This is a genomic window from Paraburkholderia tropica (assembly GCF_014171495.1).
GTDB classification, from domain to species: domain Bacteria; phylum Pseudomonadota; class Gammaproteobacteria; order Burkholderiales; family Burkholderiaceae; genus Paraburkholderia; species Paraburkholderia tropica.
In genome coordinates this window covers 1,465,015-1,485,102 of sequence record NZ_CP049134.1, presented here as the reverse complement: position 1 = coordinate 1,485,102, position 20,088 = coordinate 1,465,015, and the positions used below count along the sequence as shown (strand labels likewise).

General features: G+C 64.0%; 19 protein-coding genes. 4 read left to right on the top strand and 15 right to left on the bottom strand.

The genetic code is table 11. From position 1 onward, the window contains the following. Positions 1-15: 15 nt before the first annotated feature. On the bottom strand, positions 16-1,212 hold the full coding sequence (locus tag G5S35_RS06645; protein ID WP_110329132.1) for an amino acid aminotransferase: 1,197 nt from the start codon (positions 1,210-1,212) through the stop codon (positions 16-18). A 62-nt stretch (positions 1,213-1,274) separates the two neighbouring features. Then, entirely contained in the window at positions 1,275-2,687 is a 1,413-nt protein-coding gene (locus tag G5S35_RS06640) for an amino acid permease (RefSeq protein WP_065060147.1), read from the bottom strand. A gap of 254 nt (positions 2,688-2,941) precedes the next feature. On the opposite strand from G5S35_RS06640, the gene G5S35_RS06635 reads away from it, so the two are divergent. Next, positions 2,942-3,415 (top strand): Lrp/AsnC family transcriptional regulator, encoded by a 474-nt coding sequence (locus G5S35_RS06635; RefSeq protein ID WP_065060148.1) that lies wholly within the window; start codon positions 2,942-2,944, stop codon positions 3,413-3,415. A 247-nt stretch (positions 3,416-3,662) separates the two neighbouring features. Here the strand turns inward: G5S35_RS06635 and guaA are convergent, their stop codons facing one another. The 3 genes from guaA to guaB form a co-directional block, all read right to left on the bottom strand. After that, complete coding sequence (gene guaA / locus G5S35_RS06630; protein WP_183038756.1) at positions 3,663-5,246, bottom strand: glutamine-hydrolyzing GMP synthase; 1,584 nt, start codon at positions 5,244-5,246, stop codon at positions 3,663-3,665. A 165-nt stretch (positions 5,247-5,411) separates the two neighbouring features. Beyond that, entirely contained in the window at positions 5,412-6,110 is a 699-nt protein-coding gene (locus G5S35_RS06625; RefSeq protein WP_065060150.1) for a hypothetical protein, read from the bottom strand. A 6-nt stretch (positions 6,111-6,116) separates the two neighbouring features. Next, positions 6,117-7,577, bottom strand: coding sequence for an IMP dehydrogenase (gene guaB, locus G5S35_RS06620; protein WP_065060151.1), 1,461 nt, complete (start codon positions 7,575-7,577; stop codon positions 6,117-6,119). A gap of 313 nt (positions 7,578-7,890) precedes the next feature. On the opposite strand from guaB, the gene G5S35_RS06615 reads away from it, so the two are divergent. Beyond that, positions 7,891-8,934, top strand: coding sequence for a DMT family transporter (locus G5S35_RS06615; protein WP_080180070.1), 1,044 nt, complete (start codon positions 7,891-7,893; stop codon positions 8,932-8,934). Positions 8,935-9,076: 142 nt separating this feature from the next. Here the strand turns inward: G5S35_RS06615 and G5S35_RS06610 are convergent, their stop codons facing one another. Next, on the bottom strand, positions 9,077-9,409 hold the full coding sequence (locus G5S35_RS06610; protein ID WP_074984520.1) for an RnfH family protein: 333 nt from the start codon (positions 9,407-9,409) through the stop codon (positions 9,077-9,079). Next, positions 9,406-9,849, bottom strand: coding sequence for a type II toxin-antitoxin system RatA family toxin (locus G5S35_RS06605; protein WP_065060153.1), 444 nt, complete (start codon positions 9,847-9,849; stop codon positions 9,406-9,408). The genes G5S35_RS06610 and G5S35_RS06605 overlap by 4 nt, the downstream gene beginning before the upstream one ends. A gap of 102 nt (positions 9,850-9,951) precedes the next feature. Here G5S35_RS06605 and smpB point away from each other — a divergent pair, with 102 nt between their 5' ends. After that, positions 9,952-10,398, top strand: coding sequence for an SsrA-binding protein SmpB (gene smpB, locus G5S35_RS06600; protein ID WP_065060154.1), 447 nt, complete (start codon positions 9,952-9,954; stop codon positions 10,396-10,398). Positions 10,399-10,550: 152 nt separating this feature from the next. Here the strand turns inward: smpB and G5S35_RS06595 are convergent, their stop codons facing one another. The 3 genes from G5S35_RS06595 to ppsA all read right to left on the bottom strand — a co-directional run bounded on the left by G5S35_RS06595 (position 10,551) and on the right by ppsA (position 14,564). Further along, positions 10,551-11,507 (bottom strand): SPFH domain-containing protein, encoded by a 957-nt coding sequence (locus G5S35_RS06595; RefSeq protein WP_074984518.1) that lies wholly within the window; start codon positions 11,505-11,507, stop codon positions 10,551-10,553. Between the two features lie 40 nt (positions 11,508-11,547). Further along, a complete protein-coding gene (locus tag G5S35_RS06590) occupies positions 11,548-12,003 on the bottom strand; it encodes an NfeD family protein (protein WP_183038755.1) in 456 nt (151 codons plus the stop codon). A 161-nt stretch (positions 12,004-12,164) separates the two neighbouring features. Then, positions 12,165-14,564: a phosphoenolpyruvate synthase gene (gene ppsA / locus G5S35_RS06585; RefSeq protein WP_176079204.1), complete on the bottom strand. Its 2,400-nt coding sequence runs from the start codon at positions 14,562-14,564 to the stop codon at positions 12,165-12,167. Between the two features lie 403 nt (positions 14,565-14,967). Here ppsA and ppsR point away from each other — a divergent pair, with 403 nt between their 5' ends. After that, positions 14,968-15,783, top strand: a complete 816-nt coding sequence (gene ppsR, locus G5S35_RS06580) for a posphoenolpyruvate synthetase regulatory kinase/phosphorylase PpsR (protein WP_065060157.1) — start codon at positions 14,968-14,970, stop codon at positions 15,781-15,783. 99 nt (positions 15,784-15,882) lie between these two features. Here ppsR and G5S35_RS06575 read toward each other — a convergent pair whose 3' ends face one another. The 5 genes from G5S35_RS06575 to fabZ form a co-directional block, all read right to left on the bottom strand. Next, the gene (locus G5S35_RS06575; RefSeq protein ID WP_183038754.1) at positions 15,883-16,668 is read right to left on the bottom strand and encodes a TrmH family RNA methyltransferase; all 786 of its coding nucleotides are present in this window, start codon (positions 16,666-16,668) and stop codon (positions 15,883-15,885) included. A 94-nt stretch (positions 16,669-16,762) separates the two neighbouring features. Next, positions 16,763-17,548 carry a ribonuclease HII gene (gene rnhB, locus G5S35_RS06570; protein ID WP_080180069.1) on the bottom strand — a complete coding sequence of 262 codons (786 nt, stop codon included), beginning with the start codon at positions 17,546-17,548 and terminating at the stop codon, positions 16,763-16,765. Further along, entirely contained in the window at positions 17,545-18,714 is a 1,170-nt protein-coding gene (gene lpxB / locus G5S35_RS06565; RefSeq protein ID WP_065060159.1) for a lipid-A-disaccharide synthase, read from the bottom strand. Before lpxB ends, rnhB begins: the two co-directional genes overlap by 4 nt. 3 nt (positions 18,715-18,717) lie before the next feature. Beyond that, positions 18,718-19,506, bottom strand: a complete 789-nt coding sequence (gene lpxA / locus G5S35_RS06560) for an acyl-ACP--UDP-N-acetylglucosamine O-acyltransferase (RefSeq protein WP_183038753.1) — start codon at positions 19,504-19,506, stop codon at positions 18,718-18,720. A gap of 73 nt (positions 19,507-19,579) precedes the next feature. Beyond that, on the bottom strand, positions 19,580-20,044 hold the full coding sequence (gene fabZ, locus G5S35_RS06555; protein ID WP_065060161.1) for a 3-hydroxyacyl-ACP dehydratase FabZ: 465 nt from the start codon (positions 20,042-20,044) through the stop codon (positions 19,580-19,582). Positions 20,045-20,088: the final 44 nt, after the last annotated feature.

The following is a 20,088-nucleotide window of genomic DNA, read 5'->3' as shown; positions in this document are numbered from 1 at the left end:
GGATCGATTCGCTGCTTAGTCCTTCAGCACCTTGCCCACCGCATCGACCACGACGCTCACGTTCTTCTCATTGAGCCCGGCCACGCACATGCGGCCCGAACGCAGGATGTACACGCCGAACTCTTCCTTGAGCCGATCGACCTGCTCCGCGCTCAGCCCCGTGTACGTGAACATGCCGCGCTGCTTGACGTAGCGCTCCAGCGCCTCGCCGCTCACGTGCGCCTTGAGGCCGTCGTGAATCTTCACGCGCATGCGCGCGATGCGCTCGCACATCGCCGCCAGCTCGGTTTCCCACGATTGCTTGAGTTCCGGCGTCGAGAGCACGCGCGTGACGATCTTCGCGCCGTGCGTCGGCGGATTGCTGTAGTTCGAGCGCACCGCGCCGGTCAGTTGACCCAGCACGCGATCCGCGGCCGCTGCGTCTTCGCAGATCACATGCAGACCGCCGCAACGCTCGCCGTACAGCGAGAAGTTCTTCGAGAACGAGTTCGCGACCAGCGCCGGCACGCCACGGCGGCCGAGTTCGCGCACGGCGAACGCATCGGCGTCGAGGCCCGCGCCGAAGCCCTGATACGCCATATCGACGAACGGCAGCAGATCGCGCTTTTGCAGCACGTCAATCAGTTGCACCCACTGCGCGTCGTTCAGATCGACGCCGGTCGGGTTATGGCAGCACGCATGCAGCAGCACCACGCTCTTCGCGGGCAGCGCGTCGATGGCCGAGAGCATCGCGTCGAACTTCAGGCCGCCCGTCGCCTCGTCGTAGTACGGATACGTGTTCACCTCGAAGCCCGCGCGCTCGAAGATGAAGCGATGGTTTTCCCACGTCGGATCGCTCACCCACACCTGGCTCTGCGGGAAATAGCGCTTGATGAAATCGGCGCCGACCTTGAGCGCGCCCGAGCCGCCGAGCGTCTGCACGGTCGCGATGCGAGCCGCCGCGCGCGACGGGCACTCGGCGCCGAACACGAGCGCCTGCACCGCATCGCGATACTGCGCGAAACCGGCCATCGGCAGATAGGGCTTCGGACCCGGCTCGTTGAGAATCGCCGCTTCCGCTGCGTGGACGGCCTGCATCACCGGCAAGCGGCCGTCGTCGTCGAAATAGATGCCAATGCTCAGATTGACCTTGTTCTGGCGCGGATCTTTCTGGAAGTTCTCGTTGAGCGAGAGAATCGGGTCGCCGGGATAGGCATCGATATGTTCGAACATGACGGTTGCTTGTTTCGTTGATGAGCAGGTTACGAAGTGGCCGGCGCAGTTTGTCGACTCGCTTATCGCGTCGGCACGCTGCCTTGCAGCGCGGGCGCCGCGCCACGACGCCAGAAACGATACGCGCCGGCGAGCACGGCCAGCCACACGGGAATCAGATACACGGAAATGCGCAGGTCCGGAATCAAATACATTACAACGAGAATGCCCGCGAGGAACACCAGGCACACGTAATTCGTGAGCGGATAGCCGAGGCTCTTGAACGCCGTCGTCTCGCCGGCGCGCGCCTTTTCGCGGCGGAATTTCAGGTGGATCAGGCTGATCATCGCCCAGTTGATGATCAGCGCGGAGACCACGAGCCCCATCAGCAGCTCGAAAGCCTTGCCCGGCATGAAGTAGTTGATCAGCACGCAAGCCGCCGTCGCGACCGCCGTCACCGCGAGCGCCGCCAGCGGAATGCCGCGGCTGTTCACCTTGAGCAGCGCGCGCGGCGCGTTGCCCTGCAGCGCGAGACCGTAGAGCATGCGGCTGTTGCAGTACACGCCGCTGTTATAGACCGAGAGCGCCGCCGTCAGCACGACCACGTTGAGCACGTGCGCGACGAGATTGCTGTTCATCGCGTGGAAAATCAGCACGAAGGGGCTGCCGCCCGACACGACCTTTTCCCACGGATACAGCGAGAGCAGCACGCCCAGCGCGCCGACGTAGAAAATCAGGATGCGATAGATGACCTGGTTGGTCGCGCGCGGGATGGTGTGCGAGGGATCGTCGGCTTCGGCGGCGGTGATGCCGACCAGTTCGAGACCGCCGAACGAGAACATCACGACGGCCATCGACATCACGAGACCCGACACGCCGTGCGGGAAGAAGCCGCCGTGACGCCAGAGATTCGACACGCCCGCTTCCGGCCCCGCCGAACCCGAGAGCAGCAGCCAGCCGCCGAACGCGATCATGCCGACGATGGCGAGCACCTTGATGATCGCGAACCAGAATTCGAGCTCGCCGTACGACTTGACGCTCGCCAGATTGATGCCGTTGATGACGACGAAGAAACCGAGCGCCGAGACCCATGTCGGCAGAGTCGGCCACCAGTAGTGCATGTAGATCCCGACCGCCGACAGTTCCGCCATGCTCACGAGCACGTAGAGCACCCAGTAATTCCAGCCGGAGAGAAAGCCTGCGAACGGGCCGAAGTATTTATCGGCGAAATAGCTGAACGAACCGGCGACGGGCTCGTCGACGACCATCTCGCCCAGTTGCCGCATGATGAAGAACGCGACGACGCCGGCAATGGCATAGCCGAGCAGCACCGAGGGACCGGCCGTCTGGATCGTCTGCGCGATGCCGAGGAACAGGCCCGTGCCGATTGCGCCGCCCAGCGCGATCAGTTGAATGTGACGGTTCTTGAGGCCGCGCTTGAGGTGGCCGTTCGCGTCCTGCTGACCGCGTGCGCCGCTTGTATCGTGGGAAACCATGTCTCTTCCTGTCTCTTCTTTATCGATGCGCCCGCGAGGTGTCCGGCTGGGGACCCTGCACGGCCGCGCGAAATAAAATTGCGCGCGCAACTTTCTGCGCTGGCGCGCTTACGAGACCATCGGCAGCAGCCGACAAGCCCGTCAGGTGCGCCCAGTGTATAGGCGACGGGGGAAAATATGATTTCATCTGATACGCAGGCAAACCCTGATTGGTACAATTTCCTTTCGCATCGAACTTATCCCGAGCAAGAAAAGTGCAAAACATCGCCCTCGACCCCATCGATCTGCGGCTACTTGCCGCGCTCCAGCAGCACGGACGCGCCTCGAACCTCGAGCTGGCCGCCGCCGTGAAGCTCTCGCCGGCCCAGACGCTCAGACGCCATCGCCGACTCGAAGAACTGGGCGTGATCAAGCGCTACGAGACGCGCCTCGACCCGCAAGCACTTGGCTTTGGCGTGGTCGCGTTCATTCAGGTGACGATGGAGCGCGGGCACATGCGCGAGCTTATGAAGTTCAAGGAACTCGTCGCGCAGTTGCCGCAGGTGCAGGAGTGCTACTCCGTGACCGGCGATATCGACTACGTACTGAAAGTGGTGGCGCGCGATCTCAAGGCGCTGTCCGAATTCCTGCTAGACACGCTCATGCGCGCGCCTGGCGTGAGCAGCGTGCATTCGATTGTCTGCCTCGATGAACTCAAGGGTACGAGCGCGATGCCGTTGGAGGCGTGAGCGGAGCGTGAAGCCGGCTCGCTGGGGATAAGTCCCGTGCGGGTACACAATTTTATCTCATTTGCATGCCGCAGATGAGGGAAGATTGCGTTTTGGCCCTGTGAGCAAGGGCGAAATCGAATAAGTACGAAGGGATCAGATTTTGTAGGGGACGCGGATGCCGCCAACAAAAAACCCGCGCCGGATCGAGATCCGTACGCGGGTTTTTTGTTGACGCCGACGCGCAAGCGCGTCGGTTAGAACGGGATTATTCCCACTCGATCGTCGCAGGCGGCTTACCCGAAATGTCGTACACGACACGGTTAATACCGCGCACTTCATTGATGATGCGATTCGACACATGGCCGAGCAGCTCATGCGGCAGATGCGCCCAATGCGCCGTCATGAAGTCGAGCGTCTGCACAGCGCGCAGCGCGACGACATACTCATACGTGCGGCCATCGCCCATCACGCCCACGCTCTTCACCGGCAGGAACACCGCGAATGCCTGGCTCGTCAGCTCGTACCACGACTTGCCGGTTTCCTTGTCGATGGTGTTGCGCAGCGTCTCGATGAAGATCGCGTCCGCGCGGCGCAGCAAATCCGCGAAATCGCGCTTCACTTCGCCGAGAATCCGCACGCCCAGACCCGGACCAGGGAACGGGTGGCGATACACCATGTCGTGCGGCAGACCGAGCTTCACGCCCAGTTCGCGGACTTCGTCCTTGAACAGTTCGCGCAGCGGCTCGAGCAGTTTCAGGTTCAGCGTTTCCGGCAGGCCGCCCACGTTGTGGTGGCTCTTGATCGTGTGCGCGCCCTTCTTGCCCTTGCCCGCCGACTCGATCACATCCGGATAGATCGTGCCTTGCGCGAGCCACTTCGCGTCCGTCAGCTTGCCCGCTTCCGTCTGGAACACTTCCACGAATTCGGCGCCGATGATCTTGCGCTTCGCTTCCGGATCGGTCACGCCCGCCAGCTTCGACATGAACGCCTGGCTCGCATCGACGTGAATCACCTTCACGCCGAGGTTGTCCGCGAACATCGACATGACCTGTTCGGCTTCGTTCAGGCGCAGGAGGCCGTGATCGACGAACACGCAGGTCAGCTGGTCGCCGATCGCACGATGCAGCAGCGCCGCCGCCACCGACGAATCCACGCCGCCCGACAGACCGAGAATGACGTGTTCCTTGCCGACCTGCTTGCGGATCGCTTCGACGGCTTCGTCGATGTAGTGACCCATTTCCCAGTCGGCCTTCGCGTTACAGATGCCCAGCACGAAGCGCTCGAGCATCGCGCGGCCCTGCACCGTGTGCGTGACTTCCGGGTGCCATTGCAGACCGTAGAAGTGACGCGCCTCGTCGGCCATCGCCGCGATCGGGCACGATTCCGTCGACGCCATCAGCTGGAAGCCCGCCGGCATTTCGATGACCTTGTCGCCGTGGCTCATCCACACCTTGAGCATGCCGTGGCCTTCCGACGTGCGGAAGTCTTCGATGCCGTTCAGGAAGCTCGTGTGATTGCGCGCGCGCACTTCGGCATAGCCGAATTCGCGCAGGTGGCCGCCGTCGACCTTGCCGCCGAGCTGCTCGGCCATCGTCTGCATGCCGTAGCAGATGCCGAGCACGGGCACGCCCAGCTCGAACACGGCTTGCGGTGCACGCGGCGTGTCGGCTTCGGTGACCGAATTCGGGCCGCCCGAGAGAATGATGCCCTTCGGTGCGAATTCGCGGATGAACGCGTCGTCGACGTCGTACGGGTGGATTTCCGAGTAGACGTTGGCTTCGCGCACGCGGCGCGCGATCAGCTGGGTGACTTGCGAACCGAAGTCGAGGATCAGGATTTTGTCATGCATGGCAGCGGACGAGACCTCAAAAAGAACGGATACAGAAAGCCGCGCGCTGGCTGAGCATGGCGCGCGGCATGAATTTTTCGGACCGGGGCGCGGAACCTTGCCGCCGTGGAGCGGCGCGGTTCGGGCGGACTACGTCTGTCGAAACGGCGGCCGGTTTCGCGGGCCTTAGCCACGCAGCGGCGGCCTCGGCGCGTCGGCGGCTTCGTCGCGCGCGGTGAGGCGCGCGTCCGCGGCTTCGGTCGACCCGGCGGCTTCGGCCACCGGATGCGGGACCGTTGTCGATCCGGCAGCGGGCGCAACAGGTGCAGCGGGCGCAAGCGGCTCGACCACCACCGGCTCGACGGCAGGCGCCGTCTTCTCGCCCGCGAAAACCGGCTTCGCGTAGACGACCGGCTCGTCGCGGCGGGCTTTCGCCGCCGCACGCGCTTCGCGCTCCTGCGCAGCGGCTTCGGAAGCCAGCACGCGATCGCGCTGCTTCACCGCGCCCGCGAGACGCGCGCCGCCAAGTCCGACGATGATCAGCCAGACCCCGACCGCGCCCGCCACAAGCTGACCGAAGCCTGTGAGCCGCGGCTCGTGCAGACCGATCAGCCAGACCAGCATCAGCACACCCGCGATCCAGTTGACGTGGCCCGCGGTGCGTCCGACCGTGGCGGTCAGCGCGCCGTCGATGGCGCCGCGCAGCGCGAGCCAGGCGAAACCGATCAGCACGACCCCGAACGCCTGTCCGATGAGCGCCGGCTGCGCCTGCACGAGTTGCAGCGCGTTGTAGAGCGAGGTCCACGGCGTGAGCAGAAACAGCACGCCGAAACCCAGCAACGTCAACGCATCGACAATCAGCACTATGCGCAGCAGCGGCTTCATCAGGGCTTAGTCCACGTGGTAGTTGGGCGCTTCCTTCGTGATCTGCACGTCATGCACGTGCGATTCGTTCAAGCCGGCGCCGGTGATCTGCACGAACTCCGCCTTCGTGTGCAGTTCGTCGATCGTGCGGCAACCACAGTAGCCCATCGAGGCGCGCACGCCGCCGATCATCTGGAACAGGATCGCGTTGATCGGGCCCTTGTAGGCCACACGGCCTTCGATGCCTTCCGGCACGAGCTTGTCGATGTTCGCCGAGTTGTCCTGGAAGTAGCGGTCCGCCGCGCCGTCCTTCATCGCGCCGACCGAACCCATGCCGCGGTACGACTTGTACTGGCGGCCCTGGAACAGGAACACGTCGCCCGGCGATTCTTCGGTGCCCGCGAACATGCTACCCATCATCACGGCGTTCGCGCCGGCGGCCAGCGCCTTCGACACGTCGCCCGAGTAGCGCACGCCACCGTCGGCGATGCACGGCACGCCGGTGCCCTTGAGCGCTTCGGCGACGTTCGAGATGGCCGTGATCTGCGGCACGCCCACACCCGCGACGATACGCGTCGTGCAGATCGAACCCGGGCCGATACCGACCTTCACGCCGTCCGCGCCGTACTCGACGAGCGCGCGCGCAGCGTCAGCCGTGGCGATGTTGCCGCCGATGACTTCGACGTGCGGGAAGTTCTGCTTGACCCAGCGAACGCGCTCGAGCACGCCCTTGCTGTGGCCGTGCGCCGTATCGACGACGATGACGTCGACGCCGGCCTGCACCAGCAGCTCGACGCGCTCTTCGTTGTCAGGACCGACGCCGACTGCCGCGCCCGCGCGCAGCTTGCCGTGCTCGTCCTTGCAGGCGGCCGGGTGTTCGGTCTGCTTGGTGATGTCCTTGACGGTCATGAGGCCGCGCAGTTCGAACGCTTCGTTCACGACCAGCACGCGCTCGAGGCGGTGGCTGTGCATGAGCGACTTGGCTTCGGCCAGCGGCGTGCCTTCCTTGACGGTGACGAGGCGCTCGCGCGGCGTCATGATCGAGCGCACGGGTTCGTCGAGACGGGTTTCGAAGCGCAGATCGCGGTTGGTCACGATACCGACGAGTTGCGCGCCTTCCACGACCGGGAAGCCCGAGATGCCATGCTGCTGCGAGAGCGCGATGACGTCGGCGACCTTCATCTGCGGCGGCACGGTAATCGGATCGCGCACGACGCCCGACTCGAAACGCTTCACCTTCGCCACTTCGCGCGCCTGTTCGGACGGCGTGAGGTTCTTGTGGACGATACCGACGCCGCCCTGCTGCGCCATGGCGATCGCCAGACGACCTTCCGTGACGGTATCCATAGCGGCCGACACGAGCGGAATGTTCAGGGAGATATTGCGGGTCAGCCGGGTTTTCAGGCTGGTGTCGCGCGGGAGAACGTCGGAGAAGGCGGGAACGAGGAGCACGTCATCGAACGTGAGTGCTTTCTGGATCAGACGCATGGCAAATCCTATAGGCGCAAAAGCAGATTATACGGGATACCGCCCTGGAAATCATCAGTGCCTACAGTAGCTTAGCGCCGAATTTGGGATTTCCGCGAAGTTTTGAAGGGGTCTCGCGGCGCCTCGGCCATCGTATGCGCACCGGGATTTCGACCCGATTTTCACTTCAGCTCCGCCGCACGCGAGTCCGGTGCAGGATTGAACAAGACGCGCACGCACCGCCCCGCTATGCTGGCACCCATTCTGAGCGGCCATGCGGGCCGCCAGCGCGCAATCAGCGCGTTCAAGCAAAGCCGAAGCGGAGGCAAGTGAAATGCAGCGTGGTGTGTTGTACGGCGTGTTGGCCGGTGCGTTATGGGGAACCGTCTTTCTGGTGCCCCGGCAATTGCCGGAGTTTTCGCCGCTGCTGCTGAGCGCCGGACGCTATGTCATGTACGGGCTCGTTTCGCTCGCGGCGCTCGTGCCGATGCTGCGCCGCGTCTGGCCGCGCATCACGCGCGCGGATCTGATCGCGCTCGTCAAGCTCGCGCTGATGGGCAATCTGCTTTATTACCTCTTTCTCGCCAGTGCAATCCATCTCGTGGGCATCGCGCCCGCTTCGCTGATCGTCGGCGTGCTGCCGGTGACCGTCACGTATCTGGGTCGTGGCGATCACGGCGCCGTGCCGCTTTCGAAGCTCGTCTGGCCGCTCGCGATGATCGCGGCCGGCATCGTCTGCATCAACGTGGATGTGTTCACGGCCGACGCCTCCGACCACGCGAGCGTGCTGACCAAGATCGCCGGGCTCGGCTGCGCGCTGGGCGCGCTGGTCTGCTGGACGTGGTTCGCGGTCGAAAACGCGCGCTACCTCCAGCGCAACGACCACTTCGGCGGCAATGAATGGTCGGTGCTCTGGGGCGTGGTGACGGGCGCGCTCGGCGCGCTGCTGTGGCTCGTGATTCTCGTGCTGCCCTCCGGCGCGGTGCAGGCAACCGTCGCCGACGGCCGCTGGACCACGTTCTGGCAACTCAATCTGGTGCTGGCGATCGGCGCGTCGTGGCTCGGCAACGGGCTCTGGAACGCCGCCGCCAAGCGCCTGCCGCTCACGCTGTCCGGGCAGATGATCGTATTCGAGACGCTGTTCGCGCTGCTCTACGGCTTTATCTACGATCACCGCCTGCCGCGCGTACTCGAAGTCGCCGCCATCGTCCTGCTGATGGCGGGCGTGAGCTGGTCGGTGCGCCAGCACGCGGGCGGCCCGGAAGACACCGCGCACGGCGACGGCCTCGTGCCGGACGGCGATCTGCCGGGTCTCGGCGGCGATTCGGGCCCGCGCACGCCCGGCAACGGCAGCGAGCGACGCAGCACGACGGCCTGATCCCGCTTGATCCCGCTTGATCCCTTGTGGAGCGGGCGCGAAAACCGCGCGCTTAAAACGAATTCGGCGCGGTCCATCGAACGATGGCCGCGCCGAAATGCTGATCGCTCAGACTAAAACGCCGAAGACACGCCGAACCGGCTCAGCGCGAATCCTTGTTCTGCCACTTGCGCCCTTCGATCGAGCCTTCCTTGCGCGTCTTGTCGACGCGGCGCTGGCGCGCGAGCTTGGGATCGACCAGCAGCGGACGGTAGATTTCCACGCGATCGTGGTCGGCGAGCACCGTGTCGAGCGGCTTGAGCTTGCCATAGACGCCCACCTTCAGTGTCGTCAGATCGATCTCGGGATGGCGCGCGAGCACGCCGCTCGCCTCGATCGCCTGCTGCACCGTGGCGCCCGGCGCCAGTTGCACGCCGATGAGCGTCTGCGCGTCGGGCAGCGCGTAGCAGACGTCGATGGACAGTGTCGCGCTCATACCTTGTTCTTGCCGTAGCGCTGGTCGGCACGCTTGACGAACGAATCGACAAAGGTGTTCGCGATGTGATGGAACACCGGCCCGATGATCTTTTCGAGAATGATGTTCGAAAACTCGTAATGCAGCGCGAATTCGATCTTGCAGGCATCGGCGCGCAGCGGCGTGAAGCGCCAGGCGCCCGTGAACTTCTTGAAAGGACCGTCCGTGAACTCCATATCGATACGTTCCGGGCGTGTCTGCGTGTTGCGCGTGGCGAAGTGCTGCTTGATACCCTTGAAGTTGATGTCGATCTTCGCCTCCATACCGGTTTCGTCCTTGCGACGAACCTCGACGCCGCCGCACCACGGCAGGAAGTTGGGGTAGTCGTCGACGTCGGTGACGAGGTCGAACATCTGTTCCGCCGAATGGCGAATCAACACGGTTTTCTGGACATCCGCCATAAATTGCGCAATGCGAGGCAAGGGTGAAAGCGCGACGGGCTTTCGCTGGCCCGCTTTGCTAAAATCGTAATTTTACAAGAGTTGGGCCTTTTCCATTTTCCTATGAGCATCATCGACAACAGAAAAGCGTTCTTCGACTACTTCATCGAAGAGCGCTACGAGGCAGGACTCGTGCTCGAAGGATGGGAGGTCAAGGCCATGCGCGCCGGGCGGGCCCAGATCAAGGAAGGCTACGTCATCATCAAGGACGGCGAGCTTTACCTGATCGGCACGCACATCAGCCCGCTGCCGGAGGCCTCGACGCACATCAATCCCGATCCCACGCGCACGCGCAAGCTGCTGCTGCACCGCGACCAGATCGACAAGCTGATCGGGAAGATCGAGCAGCGCGGCTTCACGCTCGTGCCCCTGAATTTCCACTACAAGGGCGGCCGCGTGAAGTGCGAAATCGGCCTTGCGAAGGGCAAGAAGCAGCACGACAAGCGCGAAACCGAGAAGCAGCGCGACTGGCAGCGCGAAAAGGCGCGCCTGATGCGCACGCCGACCTGATCGCACGCGTTCCACGCGTCACGTGCGTCCGGATGCAAAAAGGGCGGCTTCGAGCCGCCCTTTTTTCGTCTGAACCACGCCAATCCGAACAGTACGAAACGGCGCGAAATCGGTCCCCAAATGTGCCGATTTGCCGCAGCCGGGCGGCCCGCTCAGACGCCCTTCGCCGCGTCCCGGCTCAACTGCCCTTCCTTCATGCCGGTGCGGTTCACGATGGTGAGCGCCGACGCGATCATCGAACTCAGATCGCTCATATTGCCCGGCACGATCAGCGTGTTGCCCTGCTTGGCCAGATTGCCGAACGCGTTCACATACTGCTCGGCCACCTTGAGGTTGACGGCGTCCATACCGCCCTGCGCCTGGATCGAATTGCCGATCTTCTGGATCGCCTGCGCATTCGCCTCGGCCACGGCCAGAATCGCCGCCGCCTGCCCCTGCGCCTGGTTGATGGCCGCCTGCCGCTCGCCTTCCGACTTCTGGATCGCCGCCTCGCGCGCGCCTGCCGCGAGGTTGATCTGCTCCTGCTTGCGCCCTTCCGACGCCGCGATCAGCGCGCGCTTCTCGCGCTCGGCGGTGATCTGCGCCTGCATCGCGTGGAGGATTTCCTTCGGCGGCGTGAGATCCTTGATCTCGTAGCGCAGCACCTTCACGCCCCAGTTCGACGCCGCTTCGTCGAGCGACGACACCACGCTGTGGTTGATGAAATCGCGTTCCTCGAAAGTCTTGTCGAGCTCCAGCTTGCCGATCACCGAGCGCAGCGTGGTTTGCGAAAGCTGCGTGATCGCGAACACGAAATTGCTCGAACCATACGACGCCTTCATAGGATCGGTGACCTGGAAGTACAGCACGCCGTCGACCTGAAGCTGGGTGTTGTCGCGCGTGATACAGATCTGGCTCGGGACGTCGAGCGGAATTTCCTTGAGCACGTGCTTGTACGCCACACGGTCGATGAACGGCAGCACGATCGTGAGGCCCGGCGTGAGCGTTGCGTGATAGCGGCCCAGCCGCTCCAACACCCACGCGTGCTGCTGCGGCACGATCTTGACCGTCTTCGACACCATCACGATGACGATCACGAGCAAAATCAATCCGACGATAGGCACTTGCATACACTTTCCCCCTGAGCTTCGACTGGTTTGTTTCGATTGATCACGCGTGACGCGGCGCGCCCGCTGCGCGATGCGCGCCCACGATCAGACAGTTACCGCGCACGGCCTGGATTTCATAGAGGGGCACGTTATCGGGCTCGCCGGGCGCGAGCTCCACGTCCCATTCGGCGCCGCGATACATCGAGCGCGCGCGGCCTTCATGCCACGCGGCGACAGTCAGCGTCGAGCCGATATCGAGGTTCACGCCAGGATCGGTCGACGCATCGACCATGCGGCGGCGACGTCCAAACCGCGAGCGGCGAAGCACGATCACCGCGATCAACGCCACAAGCGCCGCGCACATGAGCTGCAGATCGAGCGGCGCGCCCAGCTCATACGCCGCCACGCCCGCGAGAAAGCCAAGCGCGATCATCAGCAGATAGAAGGTGCCGGTCATCAGCTCGGCCACGATCAGCACGCCCGCGCCGATCCACCAGAACACACCATGCGGACCCACTTCGACCTCCCAAAGCAAAACACCCCGGATAGACCGGGGTGTTATAGCACGAAGCTGACACTTTTTTCCGCAGCGCGCGAAAGTGAAGCGTAAGGTACCTCGACCGCCTCAACCTTCGCGCACGGCGCGTCACACACGAAACGCATGTGACGCGGGCTGCCTTACTTGCCTTGCGACTTGGCCAGCGCCTGCCACGTTTCGACAACCGTGTCCGGATTCAGCGAAATCGAAGCGATGCCTTCTTCAGCAAGCCACTGGGCGAAGTCCGGATGATCGGACGGGCCCTGCCCGCAGATGCCGACGTACTTGTCCAGGCGGCGGCAGGTTTCGATCGCACGCTTGAGCAGGAACTTGACGGCCGGGTCGCGTTCGTCGAAGTCGGCGGCCAGCAGTTCCATGCCCGAGTCGCGGTCGAGACCGAGCGTGAGCTGCGTCAGGTCGTTCGAACCGATCGAGAAGCCGTCGAAGTACTGCAGGAACTCTTCGGCAAGAATCGCGTTCGTCGGCACTTCGCACATCATGATCAGGCGCAGACCGTTTTCGCCGCGCTTCAGACCGTACTTCGCGAGCAGGCCAACCACGCGCTCCGCCTGCTTCAGCGTACGCACGAACGGCACCATGATCTCGACGTTCGCGAGGCCCATTTCTTCACGCACGCGCTTGAGCGCCAGGCACTCCATTTCGAACGCCTGCGCGAAGTCGTCGGCGATATAGCGCGACGCGCCGCGGAAACCCAGCATCGGGTTTTCTTCGTCCGGCTCGTAGCGCGAACCGCCGATCAGCTTCTTGTACTCGTTCGACTTGAAGTCGGACATACGCACGATGACGGGCTTCGGATAGAACGCCGCCGCGATCGTGGCGATGCCTTCCGTCAGCTTGTCGACGTAGAACGCGCGCGGCGACGCATGGCCGCGCGCCACGCTTTCCACGGCCTTCTTCAGGTCCGCGTCGACGTTCGGATACTCGAGAATCGCCTTCGGGTGAACGCCGATGTTGTTGTTGATGATGAACTCGAGACGCGCGAGGCCGACACCTGCGTTCGGCAGTTGCGAGAAGTCGAACGCGAGTTGCGGGTTGCCGACGTTCATCATGATCTTGACCGGAATGGCCGGCAGCTCGCCACGCTGGACTTCGCTGACTTCGGTTTCTAGCAGACCGTCGTAAATGCGGCCTTCGTCGCCTTCCGCGCACGACACCGTCACGAGCGCACCGTCCTTGAGCAGGTCGGTTGCGTCGCCGCAACCCACGACTGCCGGCACGCCCAGCTCACGCGCGATGATCGCCGCGTGGCAGGTACGGCCGCCACGGTTCGTGACGATGGCCGCTGCGCGCTTCATCACCGGCTCCCAGTTCGGGTCGGTCATGTCGGCGACCAGCACGTCGCCCGGCTGCACGCGTTCCATTTCGGACGGATCGTGAATTACCTTCACGCGGCCCGCGCCGATCTTCTGACCGATTGCGCGGCCCGTTGCCAGCACCTGCGACTGACCCTTGAGCTTGAAGCGCTGCTCGGCCTTGCCGGCGGCCTGGCTCTTCACCGTCTCCGGACGCGCCTGGAGAATGAAGATCTTGCCGTCGAGACCGTCCTTGCCCCACTCGATGTCCATCGGACGCTGGTAGTGCTTCTCGATGATGACGGCGTACTTGGCCAGCTCGATCACGTCTTCGTCGGTGATCGAGAAACGGTTGCGCTGTTCGTGCGACACGTCGACCGTCTTCACGCGGCCCGGCTCGCCCGGCTGCGTGAATTCCATCTTGATGAGCTTCGAGCCGATCGAGCGGCGAATGATCGGCGCCTTGCCTTGTGCGAGCGTGGTCTTGAAGACGTAGAACTCGTCCGGATTCACCGCGCCCTGCACCACGGTCTCACCGAGGCCGTAGCTCGACGTGATGAACACCGCTTCCTTGAAGCCCGATTCCGTGTCCAGCGTGAACATCACGCCAGCCGCGCCGCGGTCCGAACGGACCATGCGCTGCACGCCAGCCGACAGGGCGACTTCGGCGTGGGTAAAGCCCTTGTGGACGCGATACGAGATGGCGCGGTCGTTGTAGAGCGACGCGAACACGTGCTTGAGGCGGTCGAGCACGTCTTCGATGCCGACCACGTTCAGGTAGCTTTCCTGTTGACCGGCGAACGAAGCGTCGGGCAGGTCTTCCGCCGTTGCCGACGAGCGGACGGCGAACGAGAGTTCCGACGGCGAGCTCGCCTTCAGCGTTTCGAAGCCGGCGCGGATGTCCGCTTCCAGTTTCGGCTGCAGCGGCGCGTCGATGATCCATTGACGGATTTCCTTACCCGCTTCGGCCAGCGCCTTGACGTCGTCGACGTCGAGCGTTTCCAGACGGGCGGCGATCCGCTCGGTCAGGTTGTTGTGCTTCAGGAAGTCGCGGAATGCGAGCGCGGTCGTCGCGAAACCCGTGGGCACGCGCACGCCAGCCTCAGCCAACTGGCTGATCATTTCGCCGAGCGAGGCGTTCTTGCCGCCCACGATCTCGACGTCGGTCATCCGCAACTGCTCGAAAGGCACTACATAAGCCTGATCCTTGGCAACGGTGTTAGTCATACAAGCCCCTAAGTGTGAAAAAAATTCACGATTGCGCAAGTGGGCTCGAACGCGGACCGCCCATTGGAAGCGGATTCGCGTCTTGCGCAACCTGTTGGAGAAGCAATCGCGAGAGGTGCGAAAGCTCACACGCAGCGGAAGGAAAAGCAGGAAGATGCGCGCGATTGCAGGGAGTTATGCAAAATCGCTGCAAGTTGACGCCAGATTGAGCCACGATGGACTGCCGTTTGGCGTGGTTGCACTGCAATTGCTTATCCAACAGGTTGCCGCTATTCTACCGTGCCGACTACAGAAATTGTGTCAGTCGGCGAGAATCGCGCCGGGGCCCCGCCCGCAGGCGCAGTCCGGGCGCCCAAGCCCGTCCTGTGAGCCGCACAGCAGTTCACGTACCCAGCCTCATCCGATGCCGCCAACCGTATTCATCGTCTCCGACGGTACCGGGATCACCGCCGAGACTTTCGCGCATTCGATCCTGTCGCAGTTCGACCAGAAATTCCGCCTCGTGCGCGTTCCGTTCATCGATTCGACGGAAAAAGCCTACTCGACCGCCGAAAAAATCAACGAAGCCGCCGTTCAGGAAGGCCGCCGTCCGATCGTCTTCACGACGCTCGTGGACAGCAATTCGAACGAGATCGTCAAACGCGCGAACGCGCTCGTGCTCGACATGTTCCAGACTTTCGTGGAACCGCTCGAACAGGAGCTGGAGCTCAAGTCGAGCCACGCGATGGGTCGCGGCCACCAGAACGCCGACACCGACGAATACAAGAACCGCATCGAGGCGATCAACTTCTCGCTCGCGCACGACGACGGCCAGTCCGACCGCAATCTCGCCGACGCAGACGTGATCCTCGTGGGCGTGTCGCGCAGCGGCAAGACGCCGACGAGCCTCTATCTGGCGATGCAATACGGCGTGAAGGCCGCGAACTATCCGCTGATCCCCGACGACTTCGAGCGCGGCAAGATGCCGAATTCGCTGCTGCCGCATCGCGGCAAGATCTTCGGCCTGTCGATCGATCCGCAGCGCCTCACGGAAATCCGCAACGAACGCCGTCCGGGCAGCAAGTACGCGGCGCTGGAAAATTGCCGCTACGAAGTGAACGAGGCCGAGGCGATGATGCGCCGCGAAGGCATCAAGTGGCTCTCCTCCACGCACAAGTCGATCGAGGAAATCGCCACCACGATCCTGCAGGAAATCCGCATCGACAAGCCCGCCTATTGAGCGATCGAGCGCGGCCGATCGCTGAAACAGATCGCTGCAAACGCAAAAAGGCCCGCACGCAGCGGGCCTTTTTCAATTTGTGGCGACGATCCGCAAGATTCAGCGCGCGCGGCGCTGCTGCCGGCATTGCTCGAACACGCACACGGCGGCGGCCGCCGCCACGTTGAGCGACTCCATGCCGCCTGGCTGCGGAATGGTCACGCGCAGCGCGGCCGCGTCGCGCCAGACCTGCGAGACGCCCGCGCCTTCGTTGCCGAACACCCAGGCGACCTGACCCGAGAGATCGGCCTCGTCGATGGCCTGCGCGCCGTGTGAATCGGTGATCACGACGGGCACGCCGAGCAGATCGACGAGCGTCTCGGGCTCGACGTTCTCGAACACCTGCAACAGGAAATGCGCGCCCATCGCCGAGCGCAGCACCTTCGACGACCACGCGTAGGCGGTCCCCGGCGTGCAGAACACCTTGTCGATACCCGCCGCCGCCGCGCTGCGCAGAATCGAACCGACGTTGCCGGCATCCTGCAAACCGTCGAGCACGAGGCAAGTCGATTCGACGCGCTGCGGCAGCGTCGCTTCGGGCATATCGACGAGCAGCAGCATGCCCGCGCCGTGCACTACGTTCGAAAGCTGGCCGAACAGCGCGTCGGGGAGCGTGATGATGCGGCGCTCGTCCACGCGCGCGACGATGTGCTGCGCCTCCGCGTGCGCGAGCGCGCCTTCGGTCACGACGCAATATTCGGGCTGCGAGCCGCCATCGAGCCAGGCGCTCGCCAGATGGAAGCCTTCGAGCAGCGCCTGATGCGCGCGGCGCTGCTGATGGGTCGAGCCGGCCAGCGCCTTGAGGCGCTTGTAGAGCGGATTGTCGCGCGAGGTAATGGCTTTCACGGGCAGGCCTGACGATCAGTAATGCGATGAATGAAAAGGAAAACGGCGCCGCACGAGGCGACGCCGATAGGGCTGCGCGGCGACACGCGTGCGTCTAGAGCGGCGCGAATGCGTCGCCTTCGGCCGCGGACGCCGCCGTAGCGACGCTTGCGGTCAGCACCGCGCCGTGCAGCGCAAACGCTTCGCGCACCGGCGCGAACGAGCGGCGATGATGTTCGCACGGACCATGTTCGCGCAGCGCGGCCAGATGCTGCGCCGTGCCGTAGCCCGCGTGCGCATCGAAGCCGTAGAACGGGAAGGTTGCGTGCAACTGCGTCAGCATGCGGTCGCGCGTGACCTTGGCGATGATCGACGCCGCCGAAATCGCGGGCACGAGCGCGTCGCCGCCAATCACCGCTTCGCTGCGCACCGGCAGCACCGGGCAGCGATTGCCGTCGATCTTCGCCAGCGTCGGCGTGACGCTCAGGCCTTCGACAGCGCGGCGCATGGCCAGCATCGTCGCGTGCAGGATGTTGAGCGTGTCGATTTCCTCGACGCTCGCTTCGGCCACGCACCAGGCCAGCGAGTGCTCGACGATCAGATCGTAGAGCGCGTCGCGCGCCTTGGCCGTGAGCACCTTCGAGTCGTCGAGTCCGGCAATCGGGCGCGCCGGATCGAGAATCACCGCGGCCGCGACCACGGGACCGGCGAGCGGGCCGCGCCCGGCTTCGTCGACGCCGCAAATCACGTCGTCGGGCGACTCGAACAGCAAGCCGGCCTGTTCCGCGAGTTGCAGACGCGCAGCGCGCTTTTGCGCCGCCTGCGACGGCGCCTTCGCCCGCGTCGCGCCGCCCGCCGCACCCTTGGGCGCGGCCTTGGCGCGGGTCGTGCTTCCGGTCATGCCTTGCTCCTGCGGCCTTCGGTGATGCGCGCGACCACTTCCGCCGCGCGCTCCGCGGTGTTCTGGCGCAGCGCGATGTGCATCTGCGTGAACACTTCGGTCAGGGTGCGCCGGTTCGCCTCGTCGTGCAACTGCGTGAGCGTGGCTTCGGCCAGCGCCTCGGGCGTGGCGAAATGCTGAAGAATCTCGGGCACGACAAAACGTCCCGCGAGAATGTTCGGCAGACCGACATACGGCAGATAGCCCTGGCGGCGCATGATCTGACCCGTGAGCCAGGGCACCTTGTACGAGATGACCATCGGCTTCTTGAGCAACGCGGCCTCCAGCGTGACCGTGCCGCTCTTCACGAGGATCGCGTCGGCGGCCGTCATGGCGACTTGCGACTGACCGTCGATGATCGTGAGCGCGAGACCCTGATGCGAATTCGCGAGTTCCTGCAATTGCGCGTGGATCGCGGGCGTCGCCGCCGGCATCACGAAACGCAGACCCGGTTCGCGCTGCTGCATGATCTGCATCGCGTCGAAGAAGGTCGGGCCGATCAGGTTGATCTCGGAGCGACGGCTGCCCGGCAGCACGGCGATCACCGGGCCGCTCTCGGGCAGACCGAGCGCGCGACGCGCGCCCGGCACGTCCGGTTCGAGCGGAATCTCGTCGGCGAGCGGATGGCCCACGTAGGACGCAGCCACGCCGGCCTTTTCGAGAATCGCCGTTTCGAACGGGAACACGCAGAGCATGTGATCCACCGACTTCTGGATCTTCTTGATGCGGCCGCCCCGCCACGCCCAGATCGACGGACAGACGAAGTGAATCGTCGGAATGCCGGCGTCGCGCAGTGGGTGTTCGAGACCGAAGTTGAAATCCGGCGCGTCGACGCCGATGAAGGCGTCGGGCGGTTCCGCGAGCAGTTGATGCTTGAGCTCGTTGCGGATGCGCAGGATTTCGGGAATGTGCTTGAGCGCCTCGACGTAGCCACGCACGGTCAGCTTGTCCATCGGCCAGTGCGCGTCGAAACCGACGGCCTGCATGCGCGGGCCGCCGATTCCGTAGTACTGCGTGCTATCCGGCAGCTTGCTGACGAGCCCCTTGAGCAGCGACGACGCGAGCAGGTCGCCGGACGGTTCGCCGGCGACCATCGCGAGACGCAGCGGACGGTTTTGCAGCGCCATCGTTTAGCGGATGATGCCGCGCTGCGACAGCTCGACGAAATCGAGCAGCGCCTTCACGTGCGTGTCGCCGTCGCCGCCCGCCTGGGCGAGTTCGGCGAGTTGCACCTTCGCCTCTTCGAGCGACAGACCGTTCTTGTAGAGCGTGCGGTACGCCGAGCGCAGCGCCGAAATCGCGTCGGGCGAGAAACCGCGGCGGCGCAGACCTTCGACGTTGATGCCGTGCGGCACCGCCTTGTTACCGGCGGCGATCACGAACGGCGGCACGTCCTGCACGAGCGCCGAGGCGCCGCCGACCATCGAGTGCGCGCCGATGCGCACGAACTGGTGCACGCCGGTCATGCCGCCGACGATCGCGTGGTCGTCGACGATCACGTGCCCCGCGAGCTGCGCGTTGCTCGACATGATGATGTTGTTGCCCAGACGGCAGTCGTGACCGACGTGCACGTAGGCCATGATCCAGCAGTCGTCGCCGATCGAGGTGATGCCGGTGTCCTGCACCGTACCCGTGTGCAGCGTCGTGAACTCGCGGATCGTGTTGCGGTTGCCGATCACGAGTTTCGTGGGTTCGCCCTTGTACTTCATGTCCTGCGGGCGGCCGCCGACCGACGCGTAATGGCCGATGCTGTTGTCTTTGCCGATCGTGGTGTGGCCTTCGATCACGCTGTGCGAGCCGATCTTGGTGCGCGCACCGATGGTGACGTTCGCGCCCACGATCGCATACGGGCCGATCTCGACCGTTTCATCGACCTGTGCGCCCGGCTCGACGATCGCAGTGGGATGGATCCTGCTCATTCGTCCTGGCTCTCCGAATTCTGTTAGCGTGCCCGCGCGCCACCCGGCGCGCGACGGCAATGCGCGGCGCGTCTTATTGCGCTGCGTCCATTTTCTTGACGGTACACATCAGTTCCGCTTCGCAGGCAACCGAGCCTTCGACTTCGGCGACTGCCTTGAACTTCCAGATGCCGCGCATGTAGCGCTCGAACGTCACGTTCAGGACGAGCTGGTCGCCCGGTTCCACCACGCGCTTGAAGCGCGCGCCGTCGATGCCGACGAAGTAGTACAGCGTGTTCTCGAAGTCCTGCTCCTCTTCCGAGAACGTGAGCAGCGCGGCGGTCTGGGCCAGCGCTTCGAGAATCATCACGCCGGGCATGACCGGACGCTGCGGGAAATGGCCCGTGAAAAAGGGCTCGTTGATCGTCACATTCTTCAACGCCTTGATGCTCTTGTGCGGCTCGAGCTCGATAACCCGGTCCACCATCAGGAACGGATAGCGGTGCGGCAGCAGCGTGAGGATCTTGTGGATGTCGAAGTTGAGTTTTTCGATGTTCATGGTGTTTCTGCTCACGCAGGAATTGCGCGTGTGACTATCGGATG

Bases quoted from the DNA above. Each gene is read 5' to 3' on its own strand.
- G5S35_RS06645 (WP_110329132.1), bottom strand. From the start codon at position 1,212: ATGTTCGAACATATCGATGCCTATCCCGGCGACCCGATTCTCTCGCTC.
- G5S35_RS06640 (WP_065060147.1), bottom strand. From the start codon at position 2,687: ATGGTTTCCCACGATACAAGCGGCGCACGCGGTCAGCAGGACGCGAAC.
- guaA (WP_183038756.1), bottom strand. From the start codon at position 5,246: ATGCATGACAAAATCCTGATCCTCGACTTCGGTTCGCAAGTCACCCAG.
- G5S35_RS06625 (WP_065060150.1), bottom strand. From the start codon at position 6,110: ATGAAGCCGCTGCTGCGCATAGTGCTGATTGTCGATGCGTTGACGTTG.
- guaB (WP_065060151.1), bottom strand. From the start codon at position 7,577: ATGCGTCTGATCCAGAAAGCACTCACGTTCGATGACGTGCTCCTCGTT.
- G5S35_RS06615 (WP_080180070.1), top strand. From the start codon at position 7,891: ATGCAGCGTGGTGTGTTGTACGGCGTGTTGGCCGGTGCGTTATGGGGA.
- G5S35_RS06610 (WP_074984520.1), bottom strand. From the start codon at position 9,409: ATGAGCGCGACACTGTCCATCGACGTCTGCTACGCGCTGCCCGACGCG.
- G5S35_RS06605 (WP_065060153.1), bottom strand. From the start codon at position 9,849: ATGGCGGATGTCCAGAAAACCGTGTTGATTCGCCATTCGGCGGAACAG.
- smpB (WP_065060154.1), top strand. From the start codon at position 9,952: ATGAGCATCATCGACAACAGAAAAGCGTTCTTCGACTACTTCATCGAA.
- G5S35_RS06595 (WP_074984518.1), bottom strand. From the start codon at position 11,507: ATGCAAGTGCCTATCGTCGGATTGATTTTGCTCGTGATCGTCATCGTG.
- ppsA (WP_176079204.1), bottom strand. From the start codon at position 14,564: ATGACTAACACCGTTGCCAAGGATCAGGCTTATGTAGTGCCTTTCGAG.
- ppsR (WP_065060157.1), top strand. From the start codon at position 14,968: ATGCCGCCAACCGTATTCATCGTCTCCGACGGTACCGGGATCACCGCC.
- rnhB (WP_080180069.1), bottom strand. From the start codon at position 17,548: ATGACCGGAAGCACGACCCGCGCCAAGGCCGCGCCCAAGGGTGCGGCG.
- lpxB (WP_065060159.1), bottom strand. From the start codon at position 18,714: ATGGCGCTGCAAAACCGTCCGCTGCGTCTCGCGATGGTCGCCGGCGAA.
- lpxA (WP_183038753.1), bottom strand. From the start codon at position 19,506: ATGAGCAGGATCCATCCCACTGCGATCGTCGAGCCGGGCGCACAGGTC.
- fabZ (WP_065060161.1), bottom strand. From the start codon at position 20,044: ATGAACATCGAAAAACTCAACTTCGACATCCACAAGATCCTCACGCTG.